We start from the raw sequence: 17,620 nt of genomic DNA on the forward strand, positions 1-17,620 counted from the left end.
TGAGCCATGCTCGCCACGAAACCCGAACACCCCGCAGCTTTCTCGGTGGAAATAAGCGAACCATTCACTCCCACCTGGAACCGTATCCCGGGCATCACGGTGAACGGGACCACGGTCACGGTCGAGCCGGACCGGTACTTCTTCCGTCGCAGTACCGCGCCGGTCTGGATGCTAGTCGACTGGGACCTCGTGACCGAGCGCCTGCTGTCGGAGGACGAGACCGAGAAGGCCGCCGTCGAACAGCAGACCCTGGAGTTCGTGCGTACCTACGGCCAGCGGACGTCCGACCCGGCCGACGTGCTGCGCACCGCCGACCGGGTCTACCACCACCTGTTCTCCGCTGAGCAGATGGACGACCCCGACCTGTCCGACGTGACCGACACCGAACTCCGCATCCTGAGGGAGTCCGCGACCCTCGCGGCGCTTAACCGGGTCGAGCTGTCCGGGGAGATCTCCGACATCGGCCCGGCGTGGTTCTTCCCGGCTACCGCCAGGGTCGTCTACGACCTGGACGCGGACGCCGCCGAGCGGGTCGACGACCTGTACCACGGCGGCTTCTTCAACGAGTACCGCCGGGTGGAGGCGGTCAGGGCACACGCGGCGCTCGGCGGCCGTCTCGTCCACGGCTGCCAGTCGGCGCCGAACATGTCCGGCGGTGCCGTCGTCCCGTTCGGTGTCGACCTCGACAGGTTCCGGACCGACCTGTCCGCCCTCAAGCGGGGCTGGATCACGTCGATCCTCGACCTCGTCCCCGCTCGGGCGGTCACGGCCTGACCTCCCTGCCGTTCCCGCCGGCCGGTGACGTGGCACTGCCGCCAGCGTCACCGGCCGGCGTCATGTGATCACGGAGACTCTTCTGATGGACGACACAACGAGGTTGCTCGCCCAGCTCACGGCACAGGCCGGCATAGTCGGCCCGGTCTCCCGCGCCCCCGTCCGGGTGTGGGCGCTGTCCGGGGTCGAGCGGCTGACCTTCCCCAACCACCCGCGGCTGATCTTCAAGTTCGCCCGGGAGCCGTTCACCCGCGAGGCGGACGCGCTGCGACATGCCGCGGCGCAGAGCATCCCGGTCCCGCGCCTGCACGCGAGTGTGGAACACGGTGGCATGCTCGGCATGCTGCTCGAAGACCTCGGCGAACCGGTTCGGGACGCAACCCTGGCCGACGGGATCAAGGCGGCTGTCGTCACCCACGACGCCGAGCCAGCCGAGTTTCTCCCTGCGCTGGATCGAAAAGCCCTGACCGAACTGCCGGCGCACGCACTGGCGAGCCTGGCCGACCTGCGATCGTCCGGCAGGTGGACGGACACCGCCGACCTGGACGGCCTGCTCCTGGCTCTGGACGATCACGCCGAACGGCTGTCCGCCGGTGCGGATCTACCGCCGTTCGGGCTGTGCCACAGCGAGTTCCACCCGACCAGCCTGCACATCGGCTCCGAGGGGTGGCGACTGCTCGACTGGGCACGCGCCTTCACCGGCCCCGGCCTGCTCGACCTCGCGTCCTGGCAGGGCACGACCGGTCCGGCCGATCCTGTCGCCCTCCGACGGATGATCCGGGCCTACATCCAGGCGGGCGGCTACGGCGAGGCGGCCCGGCCACGGGCGGGGCTACAGCCTGAGGCGTGGGCGCTCGGCTGGCACCGGCTGTGGATCATCGCCTGGTACCTCGAACAGGCCACCACCTGGATCAACGATCCAGGTCAGGACGATGTCGTCGCACAGGTAGTCCGCCGTCATCTTCGTGAGGCAACCACATGCCTGGACATGCTGATCCGGTAGCCGCCAGCACAGCAGCGTGGGAACAACACGCACAGAAGCGCATTGCGGCTGGTGATATCGACGAGCGCCCTGCTGTCCACAGATTCCGCTGGACTCGCACCGGCGTTGGAGACCCGGGGATCGAGATCCTCGGAGATCTTCAAGGAAAGCGCGTTGTCGAACTCGGCTGTGGCGCGGGCGATAATCTCGCCTATCTGGTCGATCACTGCGGTGCTCGCGGCATCGGGATCGACCCGGCTCCTTCCCAGATCTACCGCGCACGGACCCGATGGCCAAATCCGATCTTCCATTGCACCGATGCGGTCAGCTATCTTGCCACATGCGGTCCCGTGGATGTCTTCTATAGCGTTTTCGGTGCAGTCGGACGATGCCCGCCGGAGGCCCTGTTCCGCCAGATCCATGAGCGTCTGAAACCCGGCGGACGGCTCGTCTTCTCACTGTTGGATGAGTCTTCGGCGGTGCGTTCATCCGCAGAGCATGAGCCAGGCCTGCGTGGGAGCTACCAGGCAGGCTTGCGTGAGTGGCTGGAGAGACTTCGATATTCCGCGTTCCCGAAATCCGAGGTCTCCTTGGCGGACGAGAGTCTCACTCCGAGCACTCTGATCTTTTCGTGTGCGAGGCCGGGTATTTGAGCTCGCCAAGTCTTCATCGGATCAGCCGGGGGTCCGCCCGTGCTCGCTGGCCCAGCCGAAGCTAACGGAAATCCACCTTTTCCATGACCTTCTTTGCCCCGGTGGCTCGCGTCTTGCGGCCGTAGTAGGTGTTCTGGGTCATGGAGACGTGGGCGTGGCCGAGCTGGTCGGCGGCCATCCGGGCGGAGAGGCCGTTTTCGTCCATGAGGGTTGCGACGGTCTTTCGGAAGACGTGAGAGGTCAGGTCCGCGACCCCTGCGAACTCGAACATGGCATCGAGATGCTTCTGGGTGTTATCCGGATCGCGGAGACCGACGCCCTTCGGAGCCGGGGAAACGGGATCCTGTCTCCCGGCCCAGCCATACCGCTCGCGCCGTGCCCTGAGCATCCTGACGCACCACTCCGGGAGTTCGAGTACCCGGAAACCGTCCCTCGACTTCGGTTCGGGCTTGATGACGAGCCCTTGGCCCTTGAGCCTGACCACCGTGCCGCGAACTTCCACGGTGCCCTTGTCGAGGTCGACCGCGTCCCAGACCACAGCGGAGGCCTCGCCGATCCGTAGCCCGTCGCGATCATCATGTCCACGAACTCGGGAAGGTCCCGGCTGCGTGCCGTCGCGTCATAGCTGATGTACGCGCGGAGCTGGCGCACCTCGGCGACGGACAGTGCCCGCGCCTGCTTCCTCGGCTTGGTGGAGGCCACCTTGCCGATGTCGCGGACGGGGGAGCGGTCCAGGGCGTCGTGCCTCAGCGCGAGTGTCGACACGCCGTTGAGGACGGCACGGCACAGCTTCGCAATGCCGGCGCCGTGCTTCTCCGCGACGGCGCCGAGGAACCGCGACGTCGCCCCGGGCGTCAGCTCACGGATCCGCAGGTTCCCGAGCCCCGGGAGGATCTGCCGGTCGAGCCGGTCCCGGTACGACCGCAGGGTGCCGGGCGACTTGCCCTGCTTCTGGAAGTCGAGCCACCACAGCTCGGCGACCACGGCGACCTTCGTGTCCGGCGTGATCTCCTCCGAGCCGGACACGTGGACGCGGTCCCGAAGGGCGGTCTTCAACTCCCGCTCGGCGGCGGCCGACGTGGACCCGTAGCGCTCCACCTGGCGAGTGACGCCGTCGAAGTCGCGGTACTTGCACCGCGCCCGGTACCGGGCGCCGGTGGGGTAGACGGTGATTTTCCCGTAGGTGCCGAGTGGCAGGCTGGGGCGCGCCATACCCCAACTTTACCCCAACTTTATAGTGATCAACTCTGATTGACGGCGATGTGCATCGCAAGTCGTGCCGCTGGTTCTTTCGAGCTGATAGGCATTATCGATGGCGGACGACAGAAGGTGATGGTGATCAGAGAGTAACCGGCAGGTTATAGGTTCGAATCCTATCGCGGGAGCATTACCGCAGGTCACAGTCATGATCGCCCATTGAGGATCATGGCTGGAGCCATTTTAGAGCCATGATATTCATCGTCGTTCGACCGCTTCCGATGGCTCTCGGCCCGTCGACCGGCTGATCATCTAGGGTGGGCTCTCGCCCGACCCCGGAGTCCTGGCGGTCTCTGTCAGCTCCCGTCCGTAGGTCGATCGGGGCCCTCGAAGGTCCGCCGAAGGCGGACCTCCCTATGTGCCGGTGCCGATCGGGTGACCACGGCGGCGTGGTCGGGAACCTTTGTCCGTGGTGTGGGGCTCCAGAACCCCGATTCGGCCTGTGAGCTGGTCTTTTGCGGTTGACAGGATCTTCCGCGCAAGTGGTCAGACATCCCATGTTTTTGGGTGTCAAGCGGCATCCTGAAGTGTGACGTTCTGTGTCCAGGCGGTTGCTTCGTCGTAGGGGGTGCGGGTCTTCAGGCAGCCATGGAGGATGCCGACGAGGCGGTTGGCGAGCTGGCGCAGCGCGGCGTGGTGGCCGGTGCCGCGGGCGCGGATCTGGTCGTAGTAGGCACGGGCGCCGGGTGAGGCCCTCAGGGCGCAGAACGCCTGCCGGTCCAGGGCGGCGGCGAGCCGGTCGTTGCGGGCGTAGCGGGCCATCACGACCGTCTTCTTCCCGGAGGCGCGGGTGATCGGGCTGGTCCCGGCGTAGTTCTTGCGGGCCTTCGCGTGGGCGTAGCGCTTCGGGTCGTCTCCGAACTCGGCGAGCACCCGGGCGGCGAGGACCGGTCCCAGGCCGGGCTGGGACAGCAGGATCTCAGCGTCCGGGTGCTGGCCAAAATGGGCATCGACCTGCTCACCGAGCCGGTCGATCTCGGCGGTGAGCGTGCCGATCAGGCCGACCTGGGCGCGGACGACCGCGCCGTAGGCGGCGGCGGTGGCCGGGCGGACGGGCAGCTGGCTGGCCTGGAACGCCGCCCGGATCGTGCGGGCCTTCTCCGCGAGGTCGCCACGGCGGCGGGCCCGCCGCAGGGCGGCGGAGATCTGCGCGACGGTCAGACGCCTCGCCTCGGCCGGTGTCGGCGCCTTACCGAGCAGTTCCAACGTGTCGGCGGCGTCGAGGTCGTCGAAGACGGCCAGCGCGGCCGGGAACGACTCGACGAGCGCGGCGCGCAGCCGCTGGACCTGACGGGTCCGGTCCCAGACGAGGGTCTGGTGCGACCGGGCCACGACCTTCACCGCCTCCGCCAGGTCGCTGTCCCCGGCGACCGGACGCAACTGGTGCCGATCGGTGCGGACCATGTCCGCCAACGCATGCGCGTCGCCGGCGTCGCTCTTCGCCCCGGATGTCGAGTACCGCTCCCGGTAACGAGCCGCCTGCACCGGGTTGACCGCGATCACCTGATAGCCCGCCGCGACCAGCGCCTACACCCACGGACCCCGGTCGGTCTCGATCCCGACCACCACCTGCTCCGGGCCGGCGTCCTCGGCCAGATGCGCGCCGATCAGCTCGTGCAGCCGGGTGATCCCGGCCAGCCCCTCCGGCAGCCGTCCCTTCGCCAGCCGGCGGCCGGTCTCGTCCTGCACCTCCACATCATGATGATCTTCTGCCCAGTCGTCCCCGACGAACAGCACCCAGGCCTCCCCACGCTCCGGCAGCAGGACCGGCAGCCCACGGGAGATCCACCACGGCCTAATGGACAAGTGATCACGCCCCGTACGGCGGCCACGACATCCCATCGGTGATCAGGTCTCCCGACCACCGGCAGGGGCACGATCTGACCAAAGGACTCGGACTCAGTCCAGGCGGCGAGAGTGCTCACCTGCCGGCGGCTACCGGCACCGAGCCTGCCTTATGCCGACCCGGTAGCTCTCATTAGGCGGCGTTGCGATATTCGCTGATCAGCCCGCCGAGGATGCGGGTGCGACGGACGGTGGACTCCGGCGTCGGGGCGAGCACGGGTGGCGGGTCGGGTGGGTGCTGGCCGAGGGAGCGGTGAGGCCGGTGGGTGTTGAAATGCTTCGCGTAGCTGGTGAGGGTCGATGTCAGGTGCCGTTCGGAGACGATCAGCAGCCTGTCGGTGCATTCCCGGCGGGCGGTGCCGACCCAGCGTTCCGTGATCACGTTCGCCTGCGGCGACTGCGGTGGTGTGCGTACCACGTCGATACCAGCCCCGGCGAAGACAGCGTCGAAGGAAGCCGTGAACTTCGTGTCGCGGTCACGGATGAGGAACCGGAACCGGTGGCCACGCTCGTCGAGATCCATCAGCAGGTTCCGTGCCTGCTGAGTGACCCACGCCGCGGTCGGATGCTTCGTGACCCCGAGGACATGAACGTGGCGGGTGGCGTGTTCGACGACGAAGAACACGTAGATCCGTTGCAGGAAGACGGTGTCCACGGTGAAGAAATCGCAGGCCAGCAGGCCGGAGGCCTGCGCGGGCAGGAACGTGCGCCAGGAGGTGTCGGCCTGTCGGGGTGCGGGGTCGACGCCGGCGCGGTGCAGGATCCGCCAGACGGTGGCGACCCCGACCGGGTAGCCCAGCCCGGCGAGTTCGCCGTGGATCCGGCGGTGGCCCCAGGTCGGATTTTCCTGCGCGAGGCGCAGGGCCAGATCGCGGATCTCCCGGCGGACCGGTGGCCGTCCGGGGGTCTTGCGTGGGTAGGTCCATTTGCGTGCGAGGAGCTCACGGTGCCAGCGCAGCACGGTGGCCGGGGTGACGACGAACGAACCCCAGCGGGCCCGGGGTAGCAGCCGGGACAGGGCTGCGAGGATGACGCGATCCGCCGGTTCCAGCGTCGGACGGTTCACCTGCCGTCGTAACACCGCCACCTGATGTCGCAGGACGAGGAGCTCTACGTCTTTCGCGGTGTCGCCGCGCACGTGGAGCAACATCAGTCCGAGAGCGTTGCGTGTCAGGGCGTAGAGCAGCGACCACACCATGACCATCCAGCCTGCCCGACACAGGCCCAGTCCGGCAGGCAAACGCGCAGGTCACCGCCCAAATCGGGGTTCTGGAGCCCCACACGGTCGACGTCCACTGGAGATAGATCCACGTCGCGGGTCTCGGGAATTTCCACGAGGAAAGCGAGCGAGAATGGTGCGGGAGCCATCACCGAAAGAAGACGTCAGGCGTTGTGGTCGTCTTTTTCCTCGACCGGCTGCCATTCAGAAGATTTGGTGCCGGTCCGACTACTCGGAGATCCGAATACCTTCGTAGCTCGCGAGCATCTCTGGGTTGGGAAGCGGCCACTGGAGATAGATATCGAGGTGGCGGATCTTGCCGGCATCGTTGAACTCGTAGACCGACAGCGAGTTGACGGCGCTTACCTGCTCTCCGACGCGGCTGCGCTCCTCGAGCTCGAGAAACACCACCCCCGGCCGCTCGGTGATCCGCTTGAAGGAGTACTCCCAGTTGGCCGAGGCCGCCCAGACGGTGAGGAAGTTGACGCATTCCGCCCAGGTCATGACTTCCTTGAAGTTGCCGACCCGCTCGAACTCGTCGACGGCGATCAGCTCTGCCAGCGGCGCCCAACTCTCAACCGAGAAACCCGGCGCCTTGGCCTGATCTACTAATCGCTTCATGATCAAGCCGTACTCAAGCGCCTTGCGGGCGTTTCCGGTGTAATCTCCGATAACTTCGCTTGCTTCTCGCAGCTCCATCGGACAGTCCTCTTCTCGCGTATATCTTACAACGACCCCATCATCACGGAAGGACAGGATGATCCCGAGCCGGAATTGACCCTTCCGATCATCACCCTGATTCCCGGACATCTGCAGCATAGCGGCCTGTCCGGCGCAATGGCAAGACCTTGAGACTCTCTCTCGGGGCTGGCGGTCTGGGCACCCCACCCATCACGATTGGCCGTGTCTCGATGTGCCACTCATCCCGCCGGTTCCGGTTTCGGAGTCCACCGGACCGGCTCCCACGGGGTGATCGTGATGGCATAACACCGGTACCCGCGCCAGGCACTATAATTCTCCTCCGGAGAGAAAATGCGAACGGTCCTTCGCGCGACCCCGCTGAATGACCGGCGAGCGCTTCTTGTGTAGCCGGCAGTCCGACACCGAGACGTAGGCCTGAAGAACGTGGCTGGGATCCGCTCGACGTGGTAATATACTTAAACTCAAATATCTTCAGTCGTCAGTCAGCACGAGGTGCGGGTAACGGGCCTTGATCATGCGCCGGAAGCCCTCCCGCCAGGGGACCTGGGTACGCCCAAGAATCTCGTGCATGTAGGTGACATCAGCCCAGAGTGGAGTATGCGCGCTGGGCGTGTACTCGAAAATCGGTTCGATGCCGACCAGTTCACCCATGTAGGAGCAGTACTCCTCGACACTGACCGTCTCGCTACCGGCCCAGTTCACCGTGACGGATGGCGTGCGAGCCACTTCCATGGCCCTTATTCCCAGTTCGACGTAGTCATCCTCGTAGATCGGGTTGTAGTTGTTGGGCTTGTCCGGGTGCAGGACGATGGGCTCTCCCCTGAGCATCTTTTCGAACCGGTCCACAGGGGTACCACCTTCTGGACCGTAGGTCGAGCAGATGCGAATGATGGTGAGCGGTACCCCCAAGTGGTTCGAGGCCCAGGTGCACACCGCCTCGCCGGCAATCTTGGAAAAACTGTAGTTCGCCCGCAGCGGTACGCCCGGACCATCCGCCTCCGTGAGCGGGCGCTGCCCGGGGTACCCGTAGACGGACCCGGTCGAGCAGTACACGAATCCCTTCGCTTTCCGGCACTGTGAGAGCAGGTTTCCGGAGTTCTGTGCGTTTGTCTCAACGCAGTTGTTCCAGTCCCCGGCGCCCGTGTCGACCGCTGCGTGAAAGACGTAGGTGAAGTCGTCGGGAAGGGTGGAAAAGTCACCGTCGGACACGTCGAGTTTGAGGGGCTTGATTCCGGCCGCCGCCAGCTTGTCCCGGTCCTCGGCCTTTCTCAGGCGTGCCGCGCCCCAGACGTCGTTGCGCTTCGCCAGGGCGCGAGCGATCGGGAAGGCGATCTTCCCTGTAGCCCCGGTGATGAGGATCTTTTCTCCCTCGAGCACAACGACCTCCGGTTTCCCGCCGCACCACCGGTGCGCGGCGCCTCCAGCGAACGGTAACAGTTATCAAGGACTTGACGTCGGGTTCGGCTGTCGGCCACGGCACGGTCGTCGGACCAGGAGCGAGATCGAATCGCACGTGTCCGCAGCTGTGTCAGATGACCGACCCACCGTTCACGCCGAGCACCTGACCGGTGATGTAACCGGCTCCGTCGGAGCAGAGAAAGGCGCAGGCAGCGGCGATGTCGTCACCTGTTCCCAGCCGCCCCAGGGGAATCGCCTTAATCATGACCTCGGCGCCGGGCAGGTCACCGACAGACTGGGACTGGCGTGCCATCGGGGTGTCGATGGTGGACGGCGGGATCGTGTTGGCGGTGATCCCGAACGGCGCGAACTCGCGGGCCAGCGACTTCGTCAGTGTGATGACTCCGCCCTTGGACGCGGCGTAGTGCGCCATCCGGGGCGACCCGCGCTGCGCGCTCGACGAGGAGATCGTCACGATCCGGCCCCACCGGGCTTCGACCATGTCGGTGATCGCCGCCTGGACACAGTGGAACGTGCCGGTCAGGTTGACCGCGAGGATGTTGTTCCACGCCTCGAGGGTGATGTCCAGGAACGGCTCGAACGCCGCCTTGCCCGCGCTCGTGACCAGGATGTCCACGGGCCCCAGCTCGCTACGGACCTTTCCGACCGCCGTGTCGACAGACTCCCGGTCGGCCACGTCGACCTGACAGGCCACGGCATCAGCGCCGCCGGCACCCAGCTCACCGGCCACCGCGTGTGCCGCCTCGCCGTCCAGGTCGAGTACCGCGACGCGGTGCCCGGCGGCCGCGAGCTGCTCACAGACCGAACGTCCGATGCCCGAGGCGCCGCCCGTCACCACGGCCACCCGCCGTGCCCGCTGCTCAGAGGTGTTTGTAGACACGGCCCTCCTTCATAACGAAACGGACGTCCCGTGTGGCGGCGATGTCCTCGGACGGATCACCAGGCACCGCGATGATGTCGGCGAGATACCCGACGGCGAGCTGGCCGAGCTCGTCCTCCCGTTGGATGAGCTCCGCGCTCGTCGCGGTCGCCGCCCGCAGCGCCTGCATCGGAGTCATGCCACGGTCGACCAGCGCGATGAGCTCCATGGCGTTCTCCCCGTGCGGGATCGCCGGCGCGTCCGTACCGCACGCGATCTTCACTCCGGCGGCGATCGCCTTGGGCAGCATCGCCTTGGCCTGAGGAAAGATCTCAGCGGCCTTCTTCTGGAGTTCGGGCGCGGCCCGCTCGATGGCCATCGCCTCGGTGAGGTATGTGGTCGACACCAGAAACGTCCCGTGGTCGACCATCATCTGGATGGACTCGTCGGTGGCGAGGAAGCCGTGCTCGATGCAGTCCACACCGGCCCGGATGCAGGCCTGGACCGAGCTGTCGCCGACCGCGTGCGCGGCGACCCGGATTCCCGCCCGGTGCGCCTCGTCGGCGATCGCGACGAACTCCTCGTCGGAGTACTGCTGCGAGCCCGGCGCCGTGGAGTGCGACATCACGCCCCCCGACGCCGATATCTTGATCACCTTGGCGCCGTGGCGGATCTGGTATCGGACGCAGGCGCGCACCTCGGCCACGCCGTTGGCGATGCCCTCGGCCACGCTGAGCGGCATGATCCCGGGTGCGAGGCGCTGGAACACCGTCGGGTCGAGGTGGCCGCCGTACGGCGTGACGGCGTGGCCCGCGGGGACGATGCGGGGGCCCTCGTGCCAGCCCTGGTCGATCGCCCGCTGCAGCGCGACGTCGAGCATGTACCCGCCGGTCTTGACCATCAGCCCCAGGTTGCGCACGGTGGTGAAGCCGGCCTGGAGCGTGGCGCGGGCGTTCACCGCGCCACGCAGGGTCCGGTACACCGGGTCGTCCTGGACGCCATGCATCGGGTTGGGTAGCCCGTCCGGGCCGCCCGGACCGCCGATGAGCAGGTTCAGCTCCATGTCCATGAGCCCAGGCAGGAGCGTGACATCGCCCAGGTCGAACTCGGTCGCGTTCGCGGGGACCTCGGTGGGGCCGATCGCGGTGATGCGACCACCCTCCACCACGATCACCGCGGGCGACCGCACGACACCGGCGTCGATGTCCACCCAGCGATCAGCCCGAAGGACGATCGCCTCGCTCACGGAACGGGCGCGACGATGCAGTCGAGCTGTGCCGCGCCGGAGTCCGGGATGCGCTGCTGTCGCCAGCACTCGACGGGGAACGACACCATGATCATGGAGTACAGCATGTAGAGGAGGTTGAGCTCCTCCTCCGGCAGGTCTTCCAGGGTGTACTGGTCGAGGTGGGTGAGCGCCGCCTCGGCCCGCGCGGTGACGACGTCGTAGTACGCCTGCATGCTGTCCATCGAGCTCGCGAGACGCTTGGCGTAACGCTCCGGCTCGGTCGGTAGGCACCAGTCGGCCGTGAACGGCTCGAGGTCGGCGAATTCCGAGGGCAGTTTCGTGGCCATCTCGCTCACGCTCCCGCTCGTTCGCGCTGGTACTTCTCGATCCAGTCGGCCGTCTCCTTGTGGAGGTGCCGGCACAGCACCTCCTGGTCCCCCAGCGGAAACCGGTCGACCACCCGGGACTCCATCATCGTCTGTGTCGCCTCGAGCGTGTTGGCGTCCTGCAGGCCGAACTCCTTGAAGGACAGCGCCGTCAGCTCGTGGGCCACCCGCTCCCGCGGCGTCTTCGCGGGAATGAAGTAGAGGGTGCCCTCGAAGATGTGGCTGTTGTAGGCCGTCGGCCAGTAGTGGTATGTGAGGTACCAGCCCTGGCCCCAGATCAGGATCGTGAAGTTCGGGAAGAGCTGGAACGAGTCGAGGCCCCACGGGTCGCACCCGGCCGGGTTGATACCCGCCGGCATTTTCTCGATGCCGAGGTCGGGGATGTCCCAGGGCCCGAACAGACCGCTGCGGGTGATTTCCTCGATCGGCTTGCGCAGATCCTGCTCGAGTTCCCACGCCCGAATCCCGGCGGTGCTCACCAGGCGGTGCGGGCCGTCGATGCGGTAGTGCGGTGCCTCGAACCCGGCCTGCTGCGCGGAGTTGGCGAACTTGGCCGGCGACTGTCGCGCGTGCAGGATCGGTGCGTGGTAGAATTCCTGGAAGGCATCCATGTAGAGCTTCCAATTGGCCTTGATCTCCGAACGGTAGTACCACCGCTCGGTCATCTTGTCGAAGGGGTAACCCTCGATAGAGGTGATCATGGGGCCGAGGAAGTCCGACAGCTGCTGCTCGGGCTCCTTCGCGAGGTTGATGAAGATGAAGCCCTGCCACACGTCGCAGTGGACGGGAACGAGCCCGTAGTCGTTCTTGTCGAGGTTGAAGAACTCGCCCTCCTGCTGGATGAAGTTCAGCGAACCGTCGAGGTCGTAACGCCAGGCGTGGTACTTGCAGGTGAACTGACGGCAGGTGCCGCTGGTCTCCTCGTTCGGGAAGTCGTTCCACACCAGCTTGTTGCCGCGGTGCCTGCAGATGTTGTGGAACGCCCGCACCTGGCCGCTCCTGTCCCGCAGGACGATGACCGAGGTCTTGGCTATGTGGATCTCCTTGGTGAAGTAGCTGCCGTTCTTTGGCAGCAGCTCCACCCGGCCGACATTGAGCCAGCCGCGCTTGAAGATTGCCTCCCGCTCAAGATCATATAATTCGGGCGAGATCGAGTCCTCGTAGGAAACAGGCTCGGTTCCGAGCTCCGGGTAATGCTCCGTCCAGCTGCCTTCGGGCGGCTTGGGCCAACGAGTCACTGGTACTCCTCTGCCTCGGATGCCTTTGCGGTTCGGGGACTGTGTTCGAATCCACCTATCCCGGCGCGCTGCGGTCGAATTTATACGTGATCGCATCCAATGACAAGGGCTTGATATTTGCCACCTGGAGACACCAGGTGACTTCTCTGAGTGATGTCACCCATCCTCCTCTCCGGGCCCGTACGGCGAGTCCAGATCCCGGTCCACGGCAGCCACGGCGCCCCAGGACCGCCGTGGATGGCCTCTGGTCGGCACCGCGGATACGGCCGGGCGGGCCGGTCAGCCTGACCGGCCGGCCGGGTGCCGCACTGTGGACGGGTGGCCACCGGTGCGACGCTCACGGAACGGCGACGTGGCGCACGCACCCCCGAACATCCCTCGGACGACAGGCGTCCGGGGTCGATTCGTCCCGCCCGCCCAAAAGTTCGTCGCGCCGGCCAGAAAGCAGCTACCGGTCAACGAGTCCCGCCGTCGCGGGACGATGCTCGGTGCTCCTCGTCGCACGTGATCAGTTCGGCACCTGGAGTGGCCGCGCCCACGCGTGCGGGGCTTGGCACTCGAGCTCGCGTAGCTTTGCGAGCAGGAGGTTTACAACACTGTGATCCTGAGACACGGCGGGACCGGGGACGGCACCTTGTGATCCGACGTCACCGCGCGGCAGCGGGCGCGCGGCTTCACCCCGCGTCGGGCCAGCTCGACAGACGTATACCGACCTGCCCAAGCATCGCTTGTCGGGGCTGAACCTCTTGGACAACAACGACCACATCACGTGGCTGCTGAAGCAGGCCATGCACTACAGCCGACGCACCGTGAACACCGCTATCCGCAACTACGGCGTGACCTCGGAACAGCTCGGCGTCCTGAAACGACTGGCCGACAACCCGGGCCTGTCCGGCGCGGACCTGGCCCGCCGGCTTCTCATCACGCCGCAGGCGTCCCAGCTGGCGCTGGCCACACTCGAGCGCCGCGGCCTGATCGAACGGAGACCCGACGCCAACCACGGCCGGATCCTGCGCTCCTACCTCACCGACGAGGGCCTGCGCGTCTGCACCGAATGTTTCAATGACGCGATCGCCAGCGAGGAGCGGTTGCTCGACGTTCTCGACGCCACCGAGCAGGAAATGCTCCGGGAGTTCCTGCGGCGGCTCGTCGAGCGCGCGCCGAAGGACGACGACGCCGCGGAGGAATAGCCCGCCCGCCGGGCAGCCGCAGGGCGGGCAGGCCGCCCTGCGGCTGCCCGGCGGGCTCCGGTGAGACCGGCCGCGCAGCCGAGCAGAACCCGTCAGCCGGGAGCTGTCGCTGTGGGCGGCTAGAGCTCCGGGCAGAGGGTGGCCAGGAAGTCCTGGGTCCGCCGCCACGAGGCCAGGCGGGATGCGGGATCGTCGCCGAGCGGGACGATCCGGGCCGCCAGGTCGGTGACTCCGGCGTCCCGGTAGCGCAACAGCCTCCAGGTCACCGCGGTCTCGTCCCCGGCCGCCATGGTGTCTCCGACGTCTTCGGCGTCCCCGTGCTCGAGCAGACGCTCGTAGTTCGGCGAGATGTCGGCGTGGCCGAGCACCTCGCTGGCGTGGGCGCGCGCGGCGTCGACCTCGTTGGTGCCACACAGCGCCACGGGTACGCCGGCGATCACCCGCGGTGTCGGCCGGCCGGCCTCCGCGGCGATCTTCGTGATGCGCGGCGCGATGTGGTCGGCGATGGCCCGCTCGTCCGCCATCCAGAGAATCGTGCCGGCGGCGTGCTCTCCGGCGATGCGGAGCATGACCGGCCCGAGGGCCGAGATGACGACCGGCACCGACAACGGTCCGGCGACGTCCATCGGGCTGTGCACCCGGTAGTTGGCGTTGTCGACGTCCACCATCCCCGTGCCGGCGAAGGCACCGTTCAGCACCGCAAGATAGTCCCGCAGAAGCCCGGCCGGGCGGTCATAGGGCAGACCGAGCTGATCCTTGACGATCCAGTGGTGTGACGGCCCCAGGCCGAGCGTGAAGCGGCCCCCGCAGGCGGACTGGGTGGTGAGCGCCTGCTGGGCCATCGAGACAGGGTGGCGGGTCTGCAACGGAACGACCGCGGTGCCGATCTCGATGGTCGTGGTCACCGAGCCGGCGAGAGCGATCGCGGTCATGGCGTCGAGATAGCCGGGAATCTGGGGGATCCACAGGGACGTGAAGCCGGCGCGCTCCGCGGTCTGCACGTCGGCCACCAGTCCCGCCAACCGGTCGGCGGCGGACCGTTCCTTGTCTGATCCGAGCATGGAGCCGATACGCATCGTGTCCTCTTTCCGGAGATCAGGGAACGTACCGATCCCACGCATACGGCACGACCGAGTGGAACGGAGCAGCAAGCAACGGCGAGACCGCGGTCGCGGCCCAGCGCTGCTCGAGCACGGGACGCAGCCGCTCGGCGGTGTCGACCGGGTTGTCATCGAGGAAGCAGTACGTGATCCGCGCACCGGCTTCGACGGTCGAGAGAGGGTTCGGTGTCGCGTCCGCGGACCACACCCCGCCGACACCAGGTACGTCGACAAGCCTGGTGGCCGGCGCCGAACCCTGCTCCACGAGCAGGTAGACACCCACCGCCGGCCAGAACGGGAGGACGTCGGCTCCCGCCTTGACCCGCGGCGCCGCGGCCGTGGACGCGACGGTGAAGACGCCGCGCTGGAGCGCCGGGAGGACGAACGGGGTCCGGCCGGCGCTGCGCAGCGCGACCGAGAGGTCGTTGAAGCCGTCCAGGCCGCCGAGGCTGGCGAAGAAGTACGTCATCACGTGGTCCACGCCGTCGTAGGGGCGCACGGCCGCCGCCCGGGCGGCGCGGCAGGCGGGCGTCGAGACCAGGCGCAGGGACGTGCGCAGCTCCGGCAGGCGCTGTTGCTCGGGCCGGTGGTCGAGGGTGTGCCAGGCCAGGTAGTCGGCATCGTGGCCGTCGGGGTGGCGGCCCGACATCGAGACGAAGAGCGTGGTGATGTCCGTGCGCCCGGTCGCGAGGATCTCCGGGGCGTCGTCCGACGGTGTACCGGACAACGAACGCGCGCCGCCGTTGGCGAGGTTACCGACGGCGGGTGGGATGACCGACATGGAGGACTCCTCTGTCTTGCGCCGTGGCCTCACGACGGGCGCACCGGCCACGGTATCGAGTATCAATACCTTGACGTAATGGGTTGTCAAGACCTTGATGTGGTTGCGAGGATGGTCCTACGGTCGTACTGGCCTTCCCCACGCCGCCGGCTGGGTGCCCCGGTCAGCGCCGCCGTCGCACGCCCGTATCCAGGCGTAAGAGGAGATCCTTGGTGTCTGTCCTCGTAGGCACGCCGTCGGACGACGTCCCCGCCATGCTGGCCAACGGCGGAACGAACGTCACCACGATGTACGTATCCATGTCGGCGCGCCACCCCGACGGCCACGACGCCGACTACCTCGAGTGGCACTCGCTCGACCACCGGCCGGAGCAGCACCGCCTGGCGTCGCTGCGGGCCTCGTTCCGGATCGTCTCGACGCCCGCCTGCCGGGCCGCCCGCGCGGCCTCCGACGAGCGGTACGCGGCGGCCGACCACGTCATGAACTACTTCTTCACCGACATCGCCGGCCTGCCGTCCTTCAACGACCTCAACATGGCGATGATCGACGCCGGGCGGACACCCTACCTGCTGCCACTGGTGGAGCGGGCGGTCTACCGGCTCGACGGCGCGATCGCCGCTCCCCGGGTCAAGGTCGGCGCCGACGTCCTGCCCTGGTGGCCCGCGAAGGGCGTGTATCTCCTCGTCGAGCGCGGCGAGGCGTCCCCGGCGCCGCTGGTGGACGTGCCGGGCGTCGGCGGGCTGTGGTGGGGCGGCGCGGCGCCGATGGAGCCTCCCTACACGACGCGGGACAACGCCGGTCTGCAGATCGCCTACTGCTTCCTGGACGAGGATCCGGCGACGGTCGGCGACCGACTGAAGCCCGTCCTGGAGAAGCGGTGGCAGGAGACCGGGCTGGAACCCCTCCTGGCAGCGCCTTTCCACACACTCGTCTCCTACGACTGGGGACGATTCCTGCCATGACAACCGCAGTCGGCACAGCGGCGTGCACGACACAGCGACCGCCGGACCTGGGTAAGCCTAGTCAAGCTGGACGTTCACCAGCTCGACCGGCGAGAGGAGCACGATGGCGGTCCTGACACTCAACAAGCTGAGCACGCACGTCGGCGCCGAGATCCTCGGCCTCGACGCGACCCGATTGTTATCGGACGAGACACTGCCCGGAGCCGTCCTGGACGCCCTCGAAGAGAACGGCGTGCTCGTCTTCCGGAACCTTCATCTCGACGACGCCACCCAGGTCGCGTTCTGCCGGAAGCTCGGGGCGGTCCAGAGCTGGGCCAGTCACGCGATTCCGGAGATCACCGTGGTCAGTCTGGACCCGGCGAAGACAGCCATCGCCGAGTATCTGAAGGGCACGTTCGACTGGCACATCGACGGAACCGTCGACGTGATCCCGAACAAGGCGACAGTCCTCACCGCGCACACGCTCGCGGAGGAGGGCGGGCAGACCGAGTTCGCCAGCACCTACGTCGCCTACGAGAATCTCACCGCCGAGGAGAAGGAGCAGTACGCACAGCTTCGTGTGCTGCACAGTTTCGAGGCACTCCAGCTGCGCAGGAACCCGAATCCGACGCCGGAGGTCGCGGCGGACATGAAGTCCCGCCCCCAGCGCGAGCATCCGCTGATCTGGCGCCACGGCTCGGGGCGCAACTCGCTGGTGCTCGGGGCGACCGCCTCCCACGTCGTCGGCTGGGATGACGCGGCCAGCCAGCAGCTCCTCGACGGCCTGCTCGCCCGCTCCACCGCGCCGCAACTGGTGTACCGGCACGAGTGGTCCCTGGGCGACACCGTGATCTGGGACAACCGCGGCGTCCTGCACCGTGTCAGCCCCTACGACCCCACGTCGCCCCGGGAGATGCACCGCTCGACGCTCCTCGGGGACGAACCAATCCAGTGACGCCTGCAGCGAGCGCTCGGCGGGCGGCCGATCCGGTCAGCAGGCTCCGCCGGCACCGGCCGCCGGGTACTCACGATCGCTGTCACGACGT

The 17,620-nt window shown here is 67.2% G+C and carries 16 protein-coding genes and 2 pseudogenes; 6 read left to right on the forward strand and 12 right to left on the reverse strand.

Annotated features, from left to right (window positions below):
* Positions 1–6 precede the first annotated feature (6 nt).
* The 3 genes from FRANEAN1_RS06865 to FRANEAN1_RS38225 all read left to right on the forward strand — a co-directional run bounded on the left by FRANEAN1_RS06865 (position 7) and on the right by FRANEAN1_RS38225 (position 2,409).
* Positions 7–774 carry a hypothetical protein gene (locus FRANEAN1_RS06865; protein WP_020459018.1) on the forward strand — a complete coding sequence of 256 codons (768 nt, stop codon included), beginning with the start codon at positions 7–9 and terminating at the stop codon, positions 772–774.
* A gap of 85 nt (positions 775–859) precedes the next feature.
* The gene (locus tag FRANEAN1_RS06870) at positions 860–1,777 is read left to right on the forward strand and encodes a phosphotransferase (protein ID WP_020459019.1); all 918 of its coding nucleotides are present in this window, start codon (positions 860–862) and stop codon (positions 1,775–1,777) included.
* The gene (locus FRANEAN1_RS38225) at positions 1,753–2,409 is read left to right on the forward strand and encodes a class I SAM-dependent methyltransferase (protein ID WP_020459020.1); all 657 of its coding nucleotides are present in this window, start codon (positions 1,753–1,755) and stop codon (positions 2,407–2,409) included. Before FRANEAN1_RS06870 ends, FRANEAN1_RS38225 begins: the two co-directional genes overlap by 25 nt.
* Before the next feature lie 61 nt (positions 2,410–2,470).
* Here the strand turns inward: FRANEAN1_RS38225 and FRANEAN1_RS43080 are convergent, their stop codons facing one another.
* The 10 genes and pseudogenes from FRANEAN1_RS43080 to FRANEAN1_RS06915 all read right to left on the reverse strand — a co-directional run bounded on the left by FRANEAN1_RS43080 (position 2,471) and on the right by FRANEAN1_RS06915 (position 12,562).
* Positions 2,471–2,947, reverse strand: a complete 477-nt coding sequence (locus FRANEAN1_RS43080) for a tyrosine-type recombinase/integrase (protein ID WP_347177010.1) — start codon at positions 2,945–2,947, stop codon at positions 2,471–2,473.
* Positions 2,948–3,315: 368 nt separating this feature from the next.
* Positions 3,316–3,621 (reverse strand): annotated as a pseudogene (locus FRANEAN1_RS43085) (site-specific integrase); the annotation flags it as partial.
* Between the two features lie 555 nt (positions 3,622–4,176).
* Positions 4,177–5,403: pseudogene (locus FRANEAN1_RS06880) on the reverse strand (IS110 family transposase).
* Positions 5,404–5,644: 241 nt separating this feature from the next.
* Positions 5,645–6,715, reverse strand: coding sequence for an integrase core domain-containing protein (locus FRANEAN1_RS06885; protein WP_083788177.1), 1,071 nt, complete (start codon positions 6,713–6,715; stop codon positions 5,645–5,647).
* A 243-nt stretch (positions 6,716–6,958) separates the two neighbouring features.
* Positions 6,959–7,429: a hypothetical protein gene (locus tag FRANEAN1_RS06890; protein ID WP_020459023.1), complete on the reverse strand. Its 471-nt coding sequence runs from the start codon at positions 7,427–7,429 to the stop codon at positions 6,959–6,961.
* A gap of 474 nt (positions 7,430–7,903) precedes the next feature.
* A complete protein-coding gene (locus tag FRANEAN1_RS06895) occupies positions 7,904–8,809 on the reverse strand; it encodes an NAD(P)-dependent oxidoreductase (protein WP_020459024.1) in 906 nt (301 codons plus the stop codon).
* Between the two features lie 151 nt (positions 8,810–8,960).
* A complete protein-coding gene (locus FRANEAN1_RS06900) occupies positions 8,961–9,731 on the reverse strand; it encodes an SDR family NAD(P)-dependent oxidoreductase (RefSeq protein ID WP_020459025.1) in 771 nt (256 codons plus the stop codon).
* Positions 9,712–10,956, reverse strand: a complete 1,245-nt coding sequence (locus tag FRANEAN1_RS06905) for an amidohydrolase family protein (RefSeq protein ID WP_041253768.1) — start codon at positions 10,954–10,956, stop codon at positions 9,712–9,714. Before FRANEAN1_RS06905 ends, FRANEAN1_RS06900 begins: the two co-directional genes overlap by 20 nt.
* Entirely contained in the window at positions 10,953–11,285 is a 333-nt protein-coding gene (locus FRANEAN1_RS06910) for a hypothetical protein (RefSeq protein WP_020459027.1), read from the reverse strand. The genes FRANEAN1_RS06905 and FRANEAN1_RS06910 overlap by 4 nt, the downstream gene beginning before the upstream one ends.
* A gap of 5 nt (positions 11,286–11,290) precedes the next feature.
* Entirely contained in the window at positions 11,291–12,562 is a 1,272-nt protein-coding gene (locus FRANEAN1_RS06915; RefSeq protein WP_020459028.1) for an aromatic ring-hydroxylating dioxygenase subunit alpha, read from the reverse strand.
* Positions 12,563–13,308: 746 nt separating this feature from the next.
* Here FRANEAN1_RS06915 and FRANEAN1_RS06920 point away from each other — a divergent pair.
* Positions 13,309–13,752 (forward strand): MarR family transcriptional regulator, encoded by a 444-nt coding sequence (locus tag FRANEAN1_RS06920; protein ID WP_020459029.1) that lies wholly within the window; start codon positions 13,309–13,311, stop codon positions 13,750–13,752.
* 119 nt (positions 13,753–13,871) lie between these two features.
* On the opposite strand, the gene FRANEAN1_RS06925 is transcribed toward FRANEAN1_RS06920, so the two are convergent.
* Both FRANEAN1_RS06925 and FRANEAN1_RS06930 read right to left on the reverse strand, forming a co-directional pair.
* Positions 13,872–14,828 (reverse strand): LLM class F420-dependent oxidoreductase, encoded by a 957-nt coding sequence (locus FRANEAN1_RS06925; protein WP_020459030.1) that lies wholly within the window; start codon positions 14,826–14,828, stop codon positions 13,872–13,874.
* 19 nt (positions 14,829–14,847) lie between these two features.
* On the reverse strand, positions 14,848–15,633 hold the full coding sequence (locus FRANEAN1_RS06930; protein ID WP_020459031.1) for a hypothetical protein: 786 nt from the start codon (positions 15,631–15,633) through the stop codon (positions 14,848–14,850).
* 254 nt (positions 15,634–15,887) lie between these two features.
* On the opposite strand from FRANEAN1_RS06930, the gene FRANEAN1_RS06935 reads away from it, so the two are divergent.
* On the forward strand, positions 15,888–16,595 hold the full coding sequence (locus FRANEAN1_RS06935; protein WP_049795590.1) for a hypothetical protein: 708 nt from the start codon (positions 15,888–15,890) through the stop codon (positions 16,593–16,595).
* 103 nt (positions 16,596–16,698) lie between these two features.
* The gene (locus tag FRANEAN1_RS06940; protein WP_020459033.1) at positions 16,699–17,529 is read left to right on the forward strand and encodes a TauD/TfdA family dioxygenase; all 831 of its coding nucleotides are present in this window, start codon (positions 16,699–16,701) and stop codon (positions 17,527–17,529) included.
* Positions 17,530–17,620: the final 91 nt, after the last annotated feature.

It is taken from the genome of Parafrankia sp. EAN1pec (genome assembly GCF_000018005.1).
Lineage (GTDB): Bacteria > Actinomycetota > Actinomycetes > Frankiales > Frankiaceae > Parafrankia > Parafrankia soli.

Coding starts and splice junctions, on each gene's coding strand:
- FRANEAN1_RS06925 (WP_020459030.1), bottom strand. CDS start 14,828: ATGCGTATCGGCTCCATGCTCGGATCAGACAAGGAACGGTCCGCCGCC.
- FRANEAN1_RS06910 (WP_020459027.1), bottom strand. CDS start 11,285: ATGGCCACGAAACTGCCCTCGGAATTCGCCGACCTCGAGCCGTTCACG.
- FRANEAN1_RS38225 (WP_020459020.1), top strand. CDS start 1,753: ATGCCTGGACATGCTGATCCGGTAGCCGCCAGCACAGCAGCGTGGGAA.
- FRANEAN1_RS06885 (WP_083788177.1), bottom strand. CDS start 6,715: ATGGTCATGGTGTGGTCGCTGCTCTACGCCCTGACACGCAACGCTCTC.
- FRANEAN1_RS06930 (WP_020459031.1), bottom strand. CDS start 15,633: ATGTCGGTCATCCCACCCGCCGTCGGTAACCTCGCCAACGGCGGCGCG.
- FRANEAN1_RS06940 (WP_020459033.1), top strand. CDS start 16,699: ATGGCGGTCCTGACACTCAACAAGCTGAGCACGCACGTCGGCGCCGAG.
- FRANEAN1_RS06865 (WP_020459018.1), top strand. CDS start 7: ATGCTCGCCACGAAACCCGAACACCCCGCAGCTTTCTCGGTGGAAATA.
- FRANEAN1_RS06870 (WP_020459019.1), top strand. CDS start 860: ATGGACGACACAACGAGGTTGCTCGCCCAGCTCACGGCACAGGCCGGC.
- FRANEAN1_RS06890 (WP_020459023.1), bottom strand. CDS start 7,429: ATGGAGCTGCGAGAAGCAAGCGAAGTTATCGGAGATTACACCGGAAAC.
- FRANEAN1_RS06935 (WP_049795590.1), top strand. CDS start 15,888: ATGCTGGCCAACGGCGGAACGAACGTCACCACGATGTACGTATCCATG.